The 14,971-nt window shown below is 60.9% G+C and carries 11 protein-coding genes; 4 read left to right on the forward strand and 7 right to left on the reverse strand.

What is annotated here, in order from left to right:
- Positions 1-67: 67 nt before the first annotated feature.
- The 6 genes from ACVMB1_RS07480 to ACVMB1_RS07505 all read right to left on the reverse strand — a co-directional run bounded on the left by ACVMB1_RS07480 (position 68) and on the right by ACVMB1_RS07505 (position 8,075).
- Entirely contained in the window at positions 68-1,081 is a 1,014-nt protein-coding gene (locus ACVMB1_RS07480) for a transglutaminase-like cysteine peptidase (protein ID WP_456848364.1), read from the reverse strand.
- 219 nt (positions 1,082-1,300) lie between these two features.
- On the reverse strand, positions 1,301-2,551 hold the full coding sequence (locus ACVMB1_RS07485) for an HlyD family type I secretion periplasmic adaptor subunit (protein WP_456848366.1): 1,251 nt from the start codon (positions 2,549-2,551) through the stop codon (positions 1,301-1,303).
- A gap of 14 nt (positions 2,552-2,565) precedes the next feature.
- Entirely contained in the window at positions 2,566-4,719 is a 2,154-nt protein-coding gene (locus ACVMB1_RS07490; protein ID WP_456849879.1) for a type I secretion system permease/ATPase, read from the reverse strand.
- Positions 4,720-4,986: 267 nt separating this feature from the next.
- Complete coding sequence (locus ACVMB1_RS07495) at positions 4,987-6,687, reverse strand: TolC family outer membrane protein (protein ID WP_456815941.1); 1,701 nt, start codon at positions 6,685-6,687, stop codon at positions 4,987-4,989.
- Positions 6,688-6,957: 270 nt separating this feature from the next.
- Positions 6,958-7,416, reverse strand: coding sequence for a hypothetical protein (locus ACVMB1_RS07500; protein WP_076826195.1), 459 nt, complete (start codon positions 7,414-7,416; stop codon positions 6,958-6,960).
- Positions 7,417-7,538: 122 nt separating this feature from the next.
- Positions 7,539-8,075, reverse strand: a complete 537-nt coding sequence (locus ACVMB1_RS07505) for a LabA-like NYN domain-containing protein (protein WP_456815942.1) — start codon at positions 8,073-8,075, stop codon at positions 7,539-7,541.
- A 125-nt stretch (positions 8,076-8,200) separates the two neighbouring features.
- Between ACVMB1_RS07505 and ACVMB1_RS07510 the strand changes: the two genes are divergently transcribed.
- The 3 genes from ACVMB1_RS07510 to ACVMB1_RS07520 all read left to right on the forward strand — a co-directional run bounded on the left by ACVMB1_RS07510 (position 8,201) and on the right by ACVMB1_RS07520 (position 10,700).
- Positions 8,201-8,416 carry a hypothetical protein gene (locus tag ACVMB1_RS07510; RefSeq protein WP_168859128.1) on the forward strand — a complete coding sequence of 72 codons (216 nt, stop codon included), beginning with the start codon at positions 8,201-8,203 and terminating at the stop codon, positions 8,414-8,416.
- Between the two features lie 473 nt (positions 8,417-8,889).
- On the forward strand, positions 8,890-9,459 hold the full coding sequence (locus ACVMB1_RS07515) for a hypothetical protein (protein WP_456848368.1): 570 nt from the start codon (positions 8,890-8,892) through the stop codon (positions 9,457-9,459).
- Between the two features lie 527 nt (positions 9,460-9,986).
- A complete protein-coding gene (locus ACVMB1_RS07520; protein ID WP_456848370.1) occupies positions 9,987-10,700 on the forward strand; it encodes a nuclear transport factor 2 family protein in 714 nt (237 codons plus the stop codon).
- A gap of 343 nt (positions 10,701-11,043) precedes the next feature.
- Here the strand turns inward: ACVMB1_RS07520 and ACVMB1_RS07525 are convergent, their stop codons facing one another.
- Entirely contained in the window at positions 11,044-11,196 is a 153-nt protein-coding gene (locus tag ACVMB1_RS07525) for a hypothetical protein (RefSeq protein ID WP_168859126.1), read from the reverse strand.
- A 735-nt stretch (positions 11,197-11,931) separates the two neighbouring features.
- Here ACVMB1_RS07525 and ACVMB1_RS07530 point away from each other — a divergent pair.
- A complete protein-coding gene (locus tag ACVMB1_RS07530) occupies positions 11,932-14,718 on the forward strand; it encodes a DUF7507 domain-containing protein (protein ID WP_253587258.1) in 2,787 nt (928 codons plus the stop codon).
- Positions 14,719-14,971 lie beyond the last annotated feature (253 nt).

Below are 14,971 nucleotides of genomic sequence, written 5' to 3' on the forward strand. Positions count from 1 at the left end.
ATCGAAAATCCGCGGAGACCTCTCCGCGGATTTTTATTGATTGAATTGTCGCCTTTCTTGCGCGCAATCACATCAGCACGGGCAGGAAGCCCAAGAGCGGGCTTGCCGCGTCCAGCGCTTCCACGCCGGTCCATTCCGTCTCCGCGGCATTGGCGGCCGCCGGCGCCGCGTCGAGCTCGTCGCCGAGCGGGAGGCGCTTGGCATAGGGGGCCGCAAACAGCTGCACGCCGCGGTCGTTGATCGCGAACATCGGTGTGAAGTTGCCGAGCTCGCCGTCATCAATCAGTTCGGAGCGGCGGCTGTCCAGGATCAACCAATGGCCGTCCAGGCGCGCCGCCAGCACGGCATGATCCTGGCGGATGGCGCGATCGCGGCCCAGCACCAGGCGCAGATCCTCGCGCGGGAAGCCGGCTTCGCTGAGCGCGATGTATTTTGCGATCGCATAGTCCTCGCAGTCGCCCTTGCCGGTCGCGAAGGTGGCGAGCGGCGCAGTCCAGCGGTCGGCCTCGCCGTGCTGAGCGAAGTCGCTGACATAGCGGATCGCCTGGTTGACGGCGCGGTTGGCCTCATCCAGCCGGTCGCGTCCGGATTTGGACTTGACCGCGCCGATCAGGCGAAGGAATTGCGCGGCTTGCGACGGGCAGCCGGTTGCGCTCTCCCGGCATTGCGCGAGAACGCTCGCCTCCTTTGCGAGATCGGATTCGAGGCTGCGCCATTTGCGCCACAGGCCGTTTTCCGGTGCGCGGAAGGTGAACAGGCCAAACGGCTCGGCGCCGACAGGCGGAAGCGGCTTTGCCGCAGGCACCGCGTCGGTCGCGGTGTTTGGCGGCGTGAGCGAGGCGGTGCGAATGGCGTTCGGACCCCGGCCGCGCTGCCGGTCCAGCTTGGCCAGGACGTCGGCGATGGTGAAGAAGGTGGCAGGCGGGCGGTTCGACGCGGCGTCCGCTGCGGGCGCGAGCTCGCCGGCGGGTTTTCCGAGAGAGAGCTCGTCCGCGGCAAACGCGGCAGGCGTGGCGCAAAGACCGATTGTCAGTGCAGCCGCGGCCATGACCGCCGACGAAGCAAACTTCAGCGACTTCATATGACGTCCCCAATGTCGGGGACCGTCAACGTCTGTGCGTCGATCTGCGTCCCCGCTGTTATCGGGACGCAGACTGGCGCTTTGGCCGCTTAAGCGGAGTTAAGTGGAGGGGGTGCCGCCTCGAATGTCGAAAAGGCGGTCAATCCGGGGTTTGCCGGTTCGTTCGAAATTGAACGAACCGAGGTCACGACCGGTTAACCACGGTCACCGTGGTCCCGATCAGCGTTCGCGCAGGGCCTCGTCACGCAGCAGGCGGGCAGGCTTCACGATGTAGTCCAGCACGGATTTCTCGCCGGTCAGGACCTCGACCGTGGTCACCATGCCCGGAATGATCGGCAGCGGATGCTGCTCGGTGCCGAGATGGTTCTTATCGGTACGCACCATGACCCGGTAGAAGGTCTCCTGGCGTTCGGTCTTTTCCGCCTTGTCGTCGACGATGGTGTCGGCGCTGATGCGTTCGACCTTGCCCTTCAGCGATCCGTAGACCGAGGAATCATAGGCGCTGATCTTCACCACCGCGTCCTGGTCGGGACGGATAAACGCGATGTCCTGGGGACGAATCCGGCCTTCCACCAGCAACGTGTCGTCCAGCGGCACGATGTCCATCAGGTTGGCGCCCGGCTGTACGACGGCACCGATGGTACTGATGTTCAGTTTGTTGACGATGCCGTGGACCGGCGCCTTCAGATCCGTGCGGCGCACCCGGTCCTGGGCGGACTTGATATTCTCGTCGAGCACGGCGAGGTCGGCGCGCGATTTGGCCAGGTCCTCGTCGGCCTGTGAACGGAACGACGCGGTGATGTTCGCGATCTTCGACTGCGCTTCGGCCAGCTGTCCCTTCATCTCGGTTGCCTGCCGATCAAGTCGCAGCATCTCGATCTCGGGCACGACCTTCTGCTCATACAGCCTGCGCGTCAGGGTCTGCTCGCGCTCCAGGAGTTTGAGGGAGCCGGTGAGGCGAGTGACCTGCTGGTTGAGGACGTCGATGTCCTGCGCGACCTTCTGACCCCGCATCTTGAACACGCTGGTCTCGGTCGCGACGGCGGCGGGAACCATCTTGTCGAGATCATCCGGGAAGGCGATCTCGGCTCGGCCGCGCGCCTCGGCGTCGAGGCGGGCCACCCGCGCCGCCATCGCCGCACGGCGCTCGCGGATTTCGCCGAACTCGGAAGCGAATTTCGTATCATCGATCCGCATCAGGGACTGGCCCTGCTGCACGATGTCGCCTTCCCGGGTCAGGATGTCGCCGACGATCCCGCCTTCGAGCGATTGAACCACCTGCATCTGCCGCGACGGCACGACGCGGCCGCTGCCGCGCTTGACCTCGTCCAGCACGGCAAAATGAGCCCAGATCAAGAACGTCGCAAGGAGCGCGCACGACGTCCACAACAGCATGCGGGAGGTGCGCGGCGTGCGCAGCAGCGCCGCGGACCGGATATCATTTGCAAATGTGAAATCGGAAGACGCCATAATGTATTTGCTCGTTATGCGGATTTCGGCTGAATCGTATTCTCCGGCGACGGGGCCGCGGACGCCGGCCGGCCCTGGAGCAAAGCGAGCACCTTGTCGCGCGGGCCGTCGGCAACCAGGCGGCCATTGTCGAACAGCAGCAAGCGATCGACCATGTTCAGCAATGACAGGCGGTGGGTCGAAATGATGATGGTCATGCGATCATCATCGAGGCCCTTGAGCCGCTCAAGGAACTCCTGTTCGCTGCGAATATCGAAGTGCGCCGTCGGCTCGTCGAGAAAGAGCACGCGAGGCTTGCGGATCAGAACGCGCGCGAGTCCGATGGCCTGCTTCTGGCCGCCCGACAGGCTGCGGCCGCCTTCCGAGATGGGCATGTCATAGCCCATCGGGTGACCGGCGATGAAGCTTTCGACGCCCGAAAGCCGCGCGGCAAGCAGGACTTCCTCGTCGGTCGCTTCCGGTTTGCCAAGGGCGATGTTGTCGCGCAGCTTGCCGAAGAACAGGTCGGTATCCTGCATCGCAAAGCCGATGCCGGCGCGCAGGTCCGAGGGATCGTATTGGCGCGAGTCGACGCCATCGACCAGGATGCGGCCCTCCTTCGGCTCGTAAAATCCGAGCAGCAACCTGCCGACCGTGGTCTTGCCAGATCCCACCCTGCCGATGATGCCGACCCTTTCTCCGCCCTCGATCTTGAAGCTGACCTTTTCGAGCGCGTTAGCCGGCGCGTTGGGGTAGGCGAACGATACGTTCTCGAAGGCGACCTTGCCGTCTTCGATTCGTCTTGCGACGTAGGACCGGGTCGGCGAGCGTTCCCGCTCGATCGACATGATGCGATCGATCGCCTTGAGGGCCGTGATCGTCTGCGTACCCTTGGTGATCACCGCGGCGATCCCGGCGATCGGCGCCAGAACGCGCCCGGCGAGCATGTTTGCGGCGACCAGCGCGCCGACGCTCAGCTTGCCGTCGAGGATCAGGAAAATGCCGACGATGACGAGGAGCAGGCTCGTGATCTGCTGGGCCGTGCTCGCGCTCGTCAGCGACATCGACGACCAGAAGTGAACGTCCTCGCCGGATCGGGCGGTCGCGGCAACCGAGCGTTCCCACAAGGTCTGCATGCGGGCCTCGGCGCCGGTCGCACGGACGGTTTCGAGGCCGGACAGCGACTCGACCAGCACGCCGTGCCGGGCGGCGGATTCGGCCTGCAGCCGCTTGATGGCACGATCAAGCGGGCGCTGCAGCAGGAAGCCGATCAGCATGACCAGCGGCAGCATGACCAGCGGGATCCAGGCCAGCGGTCCGGCGATGAGGAACAGCACCCCGACGAAGAGGATGGCGAACAGCAGATCGGTTGCCGAAACCACGCTTCCGGAGGTGAAGAACTCGCGCACCGAGTCGAAGTCGCGGAGCTGATTGGCCAGGATGCCAACCGAAGTCGGCCGCTGCGCCATCTTCACCGACATCACGTGCTCGAAAATGTTTGCGGCCAGCACGACGTCGATGGTCTTGCCGGTCACGTCGATCATGCGGCTGCGGACCATGCGGAAGATGAAATCGAACACGATGCCGAGCCCCATGCCGATCGAGAGCGCGATCAGGGAGGGGATTGCCCCGTTGGGGATGACGCGGTCATAGACGCTCATCGTGAACAGCGGCGTCGCGAGCGCGAGGATGTTGGTCAGAAAAGCCGCGACCGCGATGTGCCCGTAGCTGCGCCAATGCGTCTTCACCACCGACCAGAACCAGTGGCTCTTGGGGATGTCGCCTGCGGCGGCGGCGCGCGCATCGGCCTGCGCCGCGCTTCTCACCAGGAACGCATAGCCGGTATAGTCCGTGGCGAGCGAGGCGATGTCGGCGACGCGCGGGCTGTTCGGCGTCGCCGGATCAACGACCTTGATCGACTTGTTCGCCGGGTCCACACCCAGAAGGATCAGCGCAGAGCCGTTCTTCATGACGAGGACGGCCGGCAGGACCAGCGCGGGAATGTCTGAAATGTCGCGCTTGACGGCCTCGGTCTCCAGACCCGCGCGCCTGGCGGCGCGGTCGTAGAGCGAAACGGACAAGCGTCCGTCCGTGATCGGAAGTCCGCCGAGCAGAGCTTCGCGGCTCACCGCGCGGCCATGATGGGCGGCGAGATAAGTCAACGACGCGGTGAGGGGATCGTCGCCCAGCGCGCGTGGCCTGTTTGTCGCGGCAGGCTTTGAGGTTGAGTCATCCGGCGAGGGGCGGACGGCGTCGGCCGCCGCGCTGGGGGTGCGAAACAACAACTGAAACCTCGACAAGCAAAATGGAAATGCAGCAATCGCATTAGATTTCGGGCAGACTACAACAAACAGCGAACAAATTCAGCGAAACTTATCTTAACGATTAATAAGGAATCGAAAGGGCCCCGACTTGGGGCCCTTCCGGCAGTCCTGTCCTGAGCTTGTTGGCGGTCACTATCGAGCGGAACTCGGGAAGGCCGACAGCAGCCAGTGGGGCTTGGTCGACGCATAGGAGCTCGCGTTCGCCGTGACCGACGGATCCGCGTAAATCACGTTCGGGCCGTCCGCAGCCGTCTTTTGCTGCTGCATCCATTCCGTTGAACCGGGCACCGCTGCGGTCGTCGTCGCACCGGTGAAACGGTCCGCAAAGCCAACGTCCTTCGGCTGGGTTGCCGCATAGGTCTTGGCAGGACGTGCGACAGGCGCCGGAACGGCGACGTGCAGCGGCTCGGACCCGGTTTGCGGGAGGTTCACGCGAAGAGTCGGGAACGAGTAGCGGGGCAGGCCAATCGAAAGCATGTCCGTCGGCGCAGCATCGACCGGCGGCGGAGCCTTCAGGTACTCAATCAGGGTCCCCATCGCGGCCAGCAGCTGGTAGTCGGCGAAAACGACGACGCTGCGGGCGGAGGTGAGCGAGACCGATGCGTTGAAGAACTGGTTCTGCGCGTTCAGGAGATCGATCAGCGAACGCTGGCCGAGTTCATATTCCTTCTGGAACGCCGTGATGGTCTTCCTGGCTGCTTCCAGCTCACGGGTCAGAGCACCGATGCGGGTAGCCGTAATTGTACGGGCATTCCACGCCTTGTCGATCGACTCATACGCGTCGCGCTGCAGGCGGGCGTGGCGCATGGTGGCTTCGGTATAGCGCTCGGCCTTCTCCGACCTGTTCCAGGCATCCTGGCCGCCGCGGAAGATGTCCCACGACATGACGACCTTGCCGCTGTAGTCCTCATGCGTGATGGAGGGAGTCCCGGGGGGCGCCACGTAGGGGTAGGAGTTGTCGTAATGGGTTGCCCGTCCCTCGAGATAGAATTTCGGGCCGAACGTGCCGTCGGTGGCCTTGAACGCATGCTTGGCGGCGTCGGCGTCAGACTGGGCCGCCGCGATCGTCGAATTGAATCGGAGGGTGGTCGCCAGCGCTTCGTCGCGGCTGTGCGGCAATCCTGCGAGAGGGGCGGGGAAGCGAACATTGATCGGCTCAAGGCCAACAACCTTGCGGTACTTTGCCCGGGCGTCATCGAGGCTGCGCTGGAATTCGGCGAGTGCCGCACGGGCAGCTTCGACGCGCTCCCGCGCTTGCTCCAGGTCGCCTTCGCCGGCCCGGCCACCCGAGAAGCGGGAGTTCACGTTTGCAAAGATCTTCTCGTGGTTGGCGACGTTCTGCTGGGCGAGGCTGACCAGCCGGATGTAGCGGACGACGTCCATGTAGCCTTCGGCGGCGTCGAGGGCCAGCAGCTCGGTTCTCTCCTTGACGCGGGAGGCGGCGGCATTGACCCGCGCGGTCTGGCGCCAGACGTCATAGATCGACGAAAAACCGTCCCACAGCAGCTGGCGCACCACGACCGATTCCTGGCTGCCATTGCGCCATGGTCCTGAGCCCACGGTCGGTGCCGCCTGAATGTTCGGGGTGATGAAGCCCGGCGATTGATCGAATTTTTCCGGGCCGTAGCTGGCGTCAATGCGCACCTGCGGCAGCAATGTGCTTTGGGTTTGCCGCAGCTCGCTTTCCGTCGCCCGCCGGTTCGCCGAAGCCTCGCCGATACCCGGGTTGGTCTGCATGGCCTGGCGTAGTGCATCATTAATAGAAAAAACCTCGGCACATGCTGGCGTTGCCGCCAGACATAGGCACGCTATGACCGTGTATGCCGACTTCATAATCTCAGCCCCTACTCACAAAAATATTATGTAGAATCCTCCAAAGGGTAACAAAGGACAGTTCCGCGACCTATGACATTTCAGCCACACAGGCGCCCTAAGTGGGGGCCGAACCATCCGAGGTCCAGTGCGCGCAAATCTAAACATTTTTATTAAAATTCAGTGATTTATATGATGTTCTGTGATCGCGCGAACTGGTGCCGAGCCGCAACACCGGGGACCGGAACATGAAAGATCAGTTAAGCCCATCTTAAGGTTGGCGGCAGCCGGCTACTGCTGGCGACAGGTCGCCAGGTAGGTTGCAACGAAGGGCGCGGCCTTGGTGTCCGCGGAGGGGCCTCCCAGGCGGCTCGTTAGTTTGTAGAGCGACTTGTCGCCAAAATAGAACCGGAAGATCTCGGCCGTGGTGTCGTCCGTGCGGGTCGCAAAGATCGACGCGGCGGTACGGCGGGCGGCCGCAAAGACGTAGGTCGTGAGCTTGGCTCCTCCCTTGCCTTCTGCCGCGACAGATGTCCCCCAGGTGACCGTGAACGTGTCGCCATCGATCACGACGGCGGGCCGGACCGTATCGAGATCGTCATCGATCCACTGGGCGTCACCGCCTTTGCCTGACGGGCCGAGCTCGACCCGTTTGCCCCGCGGCGTGTCGCAGGTGAACCGGGAAGGTTCGGCGACCGCGGCGCTCGTCGCCGCCAAGAACAGCAACAGGCAGCCGACCGACCTCCACATGGGCGTTACCCTCTGTTTCGTTGTTTGGGGGATAGTGATGTCAGCGCGCGACTCGCGCAACTCGGTGATTTACGGACAAGCAGAGCTGCTTTGCTTCCTCGCCGGAAGAGGCGCCCGCGATTTCACTCGGGCGCGATCGGGTGCGCTGGACGTTCGATCGATGCCCTGAGGGTTTCGAGTTCGAGGAAGACGTCAGCTTGCCTGCGAAGCTCATCGGCGATCATGGGAGGCTTTGTTCGGATGCTGGAAACGACCGTCACGCGGACACCAGCCCGCCTGACGGCTTCGACAACGGCGCGCAGATCACCGTCGCCGGAGAACAGGTACGCGTGGTCGATGCGGTGCGCGATTTCCAATGCGTCGACCGCGAGCTCGATGCCGATGCTGCGCTTCATTCGCCGCCGCCCTTCGCCGTCATCGTGCGTTTTGGCTAACTTTCTCCTGACCGCATATCCGTTGTAATCGAGCCAATCCACCAGCGGCCGAAGGCTGCTGAACTCGTCGTCGTCTCTCACGACCGTGTAGAAGTAGGCGCGGACGATCTGTCCATGCTTGCCGAACTCCGAGAGCAGTCGCCGGAAATCGATTTCGAAGCCGAGGTTCTTGACCGTGGTGTGGAGGTTCGCACCATCAATGAAAAGTGCAATGCGATCGGCCATCTCAAATCCCCATGACGCCCGGATCAGTGCTGTACGCTTTGGTTCTGAAAATTCCTCGAGCGCATCGTGGGTGAGCGCCAAAACTGAAATGACTGATCCTAGAGCAAGGACTCGCCCTGGAAAAAGTGAAAATTTTCGCCAACCCGGATGCCATACGAATCGTGCGCCTGTTGATAACAGAACGATCGAAAGTGCGCGGCTGGCCGGCCACGCAAACAACACGGTCGTCGTTGAACAAGGAGGCGGCCGTTTGCGCCGGCGCAGAAAAGCTGGCTGCGATGGCGATTCGGTGGCATCGGCGGTCCGAGCGCCTGCGCGCAGCGTCGATCCTCATCTCCTAGTATCTAAATAAATGGCATCGGACGAAAGCCGCCGTAGACGCCAACAATGGTGCAGCGCGGCGCGCCGTCACAAGGCGACAGTTGCGTCACCGATAAAACTACATCTAAAATCAATCTGGTGTAGCGGCATCATTTCGTGCCGGCGGAATATTTCGAGATACCACTTTTTTGCAGATGCAGATTTTGGTCGATGCCAATTTCGTCAGAGGAAGACCGCCTTGCGTCCCCACATTACGCAGATGGTTTATTCTAGCGGGCGGGTGTGGATGCGCGGCGGCGTGTCTGTCGTGCCGCCTCAACCAGTCTCTCGCATGCATTGCTAACGAGCCGTCGCGATCGACCCATTGCTCGATGTTCCGATCAGCAGGAGGCAGGGTGGGGCGCTCGCGATGGGGCTTGCCGTGATCGATGTGGCAATCGGGCGTCCGATCGAGGCGGGCACCAGGGAGTGTTGGGCAAGGCGCGCGAGATGCTTGGTCGTTCTCTCGTTCTGCATCATGCTGTCCTGTTGCGGGGCCGCTCGCCAGGCCATCGAGAAGGAGGCGAAACCGGCACCGGATCCAATAACGGAGACGGCAACAGCGGCCACAGAGCCGACACCAGCGGCGACAACGACACCGACGCCGACGCCGGAGGCGACAGGGACGCCGGCACCGGCGGCGGAACCGGTCAACCTGAACGGCGCACTCGCGGAATGCCGGAACGCGTTTCCGGATCAGATCGCGCAGGCGGTCGCGAGAGCGTCGTGTGTGATCAAAGCGACCGAGCTCGTCCGACCGCTATTGCCGTTTCCCGATCTGCTCGATCGGGAGAATGCGCTGCGCAAAGCGCTGGCCGAGCAGGTTCAAGCAAGAACAATGTCCCTGCTTGAGCGCAACATCCAGATTCAGAAGCTGCATTCGCAGCTCCTCGAAGAAGAGCGCAGCAGGCTATCGGCCGCGCCGGCGGACGGGAGCAAGCCGCAGCTGGCGGTCACGCAATGGCGGCAATCCAATGGGGAAAGTTGCGGCCGGCTCGGAGGCGACTCGGGGACGTGTTATTGAGTGGAAGGTCATAGGTCCGCCTCTTCCCGAGAGGTGGCTCGCCTACACTGCGGCAATTGGGCGGTCCGAGCCGATCCTCATCATGGGAGGACGAGCCGTGGCAGTTTGTTGAGAAGCTATGTCGGAATCGACGTCGCGAATCTGAAAAATGCCATCGCGATCGCCGAAACAAGCCGGTGAGGAGAGGTTCGCTTTTTCGTGAGGTCGATGCGTCGGCGACCGGCATGCGTCGAGTCTTTAAACGGATCGCCAGCCGGCTTGTTGGTGTGCATCTCTGTGCGAGGCTGGTTCGACTAGCCACGGGCTTTATCGCCTGATCCTGTGGCTCGGCCACGAACACGACCGTGGGTGCCTCAGATAGCTTCGCACGTGGTGGGTGGGCTGTTAGAGCGCGTGCTGCGCGAAGCGCCCACAGGCCGACGCACTTTGATCTGCATCAAGGTCTAGGCTGGCGATCACGGACTAAGCAAGCGATGGAGGCGGGCCTCCGCCTCCATCCCTGAGGCTTCAACAGAGGGAAGAACATTATGCGCAAATTATCCGGAGCAGTATGTTTCTCACTGTTACTTTCTGCAGTTCCTGCAAATGCATTCGATCAAAGTCAGAAGGACGAACTCGGGAAGATTAGCACCGCCTATGAGCAGTATTTCAACAAGCAGGATGCTGCAGGCATTACTTCACTTTTTGCGAAAAATTACCTGCGCGTTACGCCAATGGGGATTGTTGACAACACGAAATATTATGAAGGAGCGTTCAAGGCCGGGATGAATCACTTGGAAATAAGAACAACCGACGTTCAGCTCTTGTCGGAGAACATGGCTATGCGAACCGGCGAGGCCCGCGTAACCGGCAAGAGTGAGAAAGGTGATCCTCTGGAATTGAACGCCTTCTGGACCAGTCTCGATGTTCGTGAGAATGGCCAGTGGAAAATTCGTATGCTGACGTCGATGCCCAAGGCACCGCCGCAGCCGCAAGAGGAAGCAGCCAAAAAACCTGAGGCGTCGGCGAACTTCGGGGCGGCAACTGCCGCCCCACATTCCGTGCTACAACTCCGGGGATCCTTGTGGCCCGTGGCTTGGGTCTCGGCGGGCTTGATCCCGGGCTGCGCCGCCCTGCCGATGCGTGCGACGGCACGTCGGAGACCAGAATGCGCCGGGTCGTTGAACGGATCGCCAGCCGATTTGTCGGTGTGCAGCTCTGTTACGGAGCCTGTCCGACCGGCTACGGCCTTTATCGTCTGATCCTATTGCTCGGCCTTGAATACGCAACCCTGATGCGAGGAATACGGCGATCTGGTGAAGACTAACCGCCGAGGCCCCATCAACTTGATCATGCGCGAGCCCAGAACACGTCTGGCGGATCGAGAGCGAGCTTGGCGCGCCTTCGGCCTTTACCTGGGCGCAAACCAAATGCTCGGCAACACCAAGGCGCACCTCGCGTCTTACGTCGCTGGCAAATGGAAGAGCCAGCGCAGGATCGGGCCTGGCGCGCAGGTGTCGACGTGTGGGGCGTCATCAGGCCTAATTAGCGTACCGCGTCCCTGCGAGGCTGCGTCGGCATGCCCGGCGCCCCAGGTTTTTCTCGTCAAAGCCTGCGGATTGCATCGCGTGCCGGTCTCTCAAGGACACCTTCAGATTCGCCCCATGATCCACGGTTCGTTCCAAGCGATAGCACTGCAATGGTCAACGCGGCGATGACATAGAGGAGGAATTCGGGGCGCGTGACGTTGAACATCATTTGAGTCCTCGTTCGCCTCTGTTTGCGTCTGCTCAGGTGGCGTGCGTGGTTCTAAAATTCCACGGGCGTATCCAGGGTGAGCACCCTAGCCGAAATGATTAATCCTGGAGCAAGGACTTGGCAGGGAAGAAGCGGAAGTTCTTGCGATCGCGGGTAGCGTACGAATCGTGCGCTTTCTGATAAGACGGCGGTCGCGGGCCGGCTTGCAAGCGGCCATGCCATTATTTTGATATTCTGCGCGTTCGTGCCGCGGAAGGTCTGCCAGGCGCTCCCGCGATCAGGGAATTTGGGAGCCGTCTCGAGAGGAGCTGCGATACCTGCTCGTTCGGCGCAGAAGCTTGGTCTGCGCGGAGAGGTCCACAATTACCTGCATCGTTGGCCGGAGGGCTTGCGTCCGAAGCGAGCGCCGAGCAACGGTTCGACCGGATTTGAAATTTCAATGGTCATCCAGCAGGAATCATTTGCATTTTTGAGGTCGGCGCGCTGGCGAAAGCTCGGAAAAGCGGAGATCGGATGCGCGGGGGAGATCGATCTCTTCCCGGATAGGTTGATATTGCGTTAATTTGAAAAAGCGGATTACATGCCGGTTTGAATTTGTGTGTCCCCGCAGCGCGTTAGCGGTGCGGTTTTTTTGCTGCGTGCGCTTAGCGACCGCGTGCAATGCGCGGTCAGGTGATCCGGATACAGCGCCGGATCATTGCCGCGAATGCTCATATTTTAGGGGGTTTATGCTTCATGGCTACCATCGACGTTACAGCTCAGAGCTCAACAGCCACCACCGATACCGGAGCAGTTTTCACGAACGTAGCGTCGGTTGCTTCGACCGGCACAGGCGTATTCGACAGCTTTCTGGTTATCCAGAACAACGGCACCGAGCAGGGCTACAATACGGATGGCTCGCCTCTGCCGCTTGACGACAAACAAGCATCGCATACCAACGCAATCCTGCTTTCGTCGATTCCGGTGGTCACCGGAGATGGTCAGAACGGCACCGTTGCAGGAACTCAGTACCTCGAGTTCAGACTCGACATCAATCAAAACGGGTCGGCCAACCAACCCCAATTGATCTCGTTGGATCAATTGAAGATCTATCAGGAAAGCAGCGGTAATCTCCTGACCGACTTCGCCGGCGAAACGCCGAAATTCGACCTTGGCGACAATACGGTTTTGCTTAACGCGCAGTGGGATGCGGGCAGCGGCAAGGGTGATTATGTGATCCTTGTCCCACTTTCCAATTTCGATACGTCCGGAGCCGACCCTTACGTTTATCTCTATTCGCAGTTTGGCGCTGTTGGCGGTGACTATGCTGCAAATAGCGGTTTTGAAGAATGGGGTGTCATCGGAAGTGGAGGGAGCGGGCTCGGCGCGCTGAGCGTCGTCAAACAGGTTCACGATATCGATGGCAATACTCAAAATTTGGTGGTCGACCATGCCGGCCAGCAGATTGATTACAGCATTGAGGTTGGGAATACCGGAACGGGCGTGCTTACCCTGACGTCAGTTACCGACCAAATCGAAAGCTTAGGCGCCACGGCTGCTGTTGCCGTGACAACGACTTTCAATAATGCGACGTACAATCTGGGTGATACGAACCATAATAACCTGCTCGATCCCGGCGAACACTGGCAGTACACAGCCTCGTACACCGTTCAGCAGGCTGATATCGACCATGATGGCTACGGCACCGGCGCAGGTGGCGCGCCAGGTGATGGCTTCATCGACAACCTGGCTACAGCATCAGCACCGGGTGTTCCCGATGCTATGGATACAGCGTCTGTCGCAATCGACTACAAGCCGTCGATGTCGATCGATAAGACGGTGGTATCGGTCGACGACGTCAATGGTGACGGGCTGACCGACGCGGGCGACGTCATTCACTACAACATCCATGTCGCGAACACGGGTAATGTGACGCTGACGGGCGTGACGGTGACTGACCCGCTGACGGGCGATCCGGCGGGCGGTTTGTCGACGCTTAACGTCGGTAGCAGCGAGGATCTGGTGGCGACCTACACGCTGACGCAGGCCGACATCGACAACCACGGCTCCAACCTGGTTGATCTCATCCAGGACGACAAGATCACCAATACGGCGACCGCGGACAGCGACCAGACCTCCCCGGTCAGCGACTCGGTTGATCAGCCGATCGACTACAAGCCGTCGATGTCGATCGTGAAGACAGTGGTGTCGGTAGATGACGTCAATGGTGACGGGCTGACCGACGCGGGCGACATCATTCACTACAATATCCATGTCGCGAACACGGGTGACGTGACGTTGACCGGCGTGACGGTGACCGACCCGCTGACGGGCGATCCGACGGGTGGCCTATCGACCCTGGCGGTTGGGAGCAGCGAGGATCTGGCGGCGACCTACACGCTGACGCAGTCTGACATCGACAATCACGGCTCGAACCTGGTTGATCTTACCCAGGACGACAAGATCACCAATACGGCGACCGCGGATAGCGACCAGACCACCCCGGTCAGCGACTCGGTGGATCAACCGATCGACTACAAGCCGTCGGTCGATCTGACCAAGTCGGTCCTTTCCGTCACGGGAGGGCATGCTGATCATGTTGGCGATGTCATCACCTATCAGATCACCGTGGAGAACACCGGCGACGTGACGCTAACCGGGGTCAAAGTAACGGATGCGCTAGAAGGCTATTCCCTTGCCACGTTGGACAATTCGACCGTGACCGGAGACAACGGAAACCACGTCCTCGATGTGGGTGAAACCTGGACCTACACAACGACCCACACATTGACCCAAGCGGACTTGGACAACAACTGGCTCAATGGTGGCGATGGCGTATTCGATAATACCGCCACGGTCACTGACAATCAAAACGTAACGGACTACGACACGGCTCACGTCCTACTGGGACCGGGCGTGCGGACGCCCGGCTTCTGGGCACAAAAGACCTGGCAAACATTCTGGGACGGTAACGCAAATAATCAACCTAAGCAGGCCGGAACAGATGGCTTTGCGAGCGGCGAAATCACCTATGCCGTAGATTCAAATCACGACACACATGTTACCTCTGCTGACAAAGCGGGTCTCTTGATCGGTGATTACAATCTCAACGGAGTCCAGGACATCGGCGAAAATGTGCTGTTCATCTCGACGGCCGATGCACTTACGCTGCTGAATGCGTCCGACAAGCAGGTCCAGGATGGCCGCTATATGTTGGGCAGGGACGTCGTAGCCACTTGGCTCAATTATCTTGAAGGTAATGCAATCGGAAATGGTTCGGCCGGCACTGCAAGGCACGACATTGATGATGCAATCAAGTGGCTCGAATACACGCAAGCCAAACCGGGTGCCATCGAAAACAGTGCGGATTTCCATACCTTGTCGGTGGCGGACGACCTTACGTCGAGCTCGGCCGTCAAGACGTCATCTGCGATATGGAGCGGCCCGGTGGTAAATGTGCCGCTGCTCGGTCAAGCCATCGATCTCTCGGCAAGCCATCTCCACACCGATCTAGATCACTACAACAACTTAGGCTTCGTCTGACCGCACGACAGAGGAGGGGCTCGGACGAGAGTATTCTCGTTCGGGATCCTCTGCTTGCCCACGGGATACCGGCATTGCCGTCAGCCGTACTCATGAGACGCCCGGTGACCCGGTCAATCGCGCAGCAGGATCTGAGGGACAATGTCCGGCGCGCGCGTCGTTTCGCGCTGTATCGTGCTGGCCTGTTGCGGGGGCGCTCGCCATGCCATCGAGCAGGCGGCCGAGCCTGAGCCGCCAGCGGTCAACCTGAAGG

It is taken from the genome of Bradyrhizobium sp. USDA 4504 (assembly GCF_054063995.1).

Coding starts and splice junctions, on each gene's coding strand:
- ACVMB1_RS07485 (WP_456848366.1), bottom strand. CDS start 2,551: ATGGCGTCTTCCGATTTCACATTTGCAAATGATATCCGGTCCGCGGCG.
- ACVMB1_RS07500 (WP_076826195.1), bottom strand. CDS start 7,416: ATGTGGAGGTCGGTCGGCTGCCTGTTGCTGTTCTTGGCGGCGACGAGC.
- ACVMB1_RS07505 (WP_456815942.1), bottom strand. CDS start 8,075: ATGGCCGATCGCATTGCACTTTTCATTGATGGTGCGAACCTCCACACC.
- ACVMB1_RS07525 (WP_168859126.1), bottom strand. CDS start 11,196: ATGATGTTCAACGTCACGCGCCCCGAATTCCTCCTCTATGTCATCGCC.
- ACVMB1_RS07520 (WP_456848370.1), top strand. CDS start 9,987: ATGCGCAAATTATCCGGAGCAGTATGTTTCTCACTGTTACTTTCTGCA.
- ACVMB1_RS07530 (WP_253587258.1), top strand. CDS start 11,932: ATGGCTACCATCGACGTTACAGCTCAGAGCTCAACAGCCACCACCGAT.
- ACVMB1_RS07480 (WP_456848364.1), bottom strand. CDS start 1,081: ATGAAGTCGCTGAAGTTTGCTTCGTCGGCGGTCATGGCCGCGGCTGCA.
- ACVMB1_RS07495 (WP_456815941.1), bottom strand. CDS start 6,687: ATGAAGTCGGCATACACGGTCATAGCGTGCCTATGTCTGGCGGCAACG.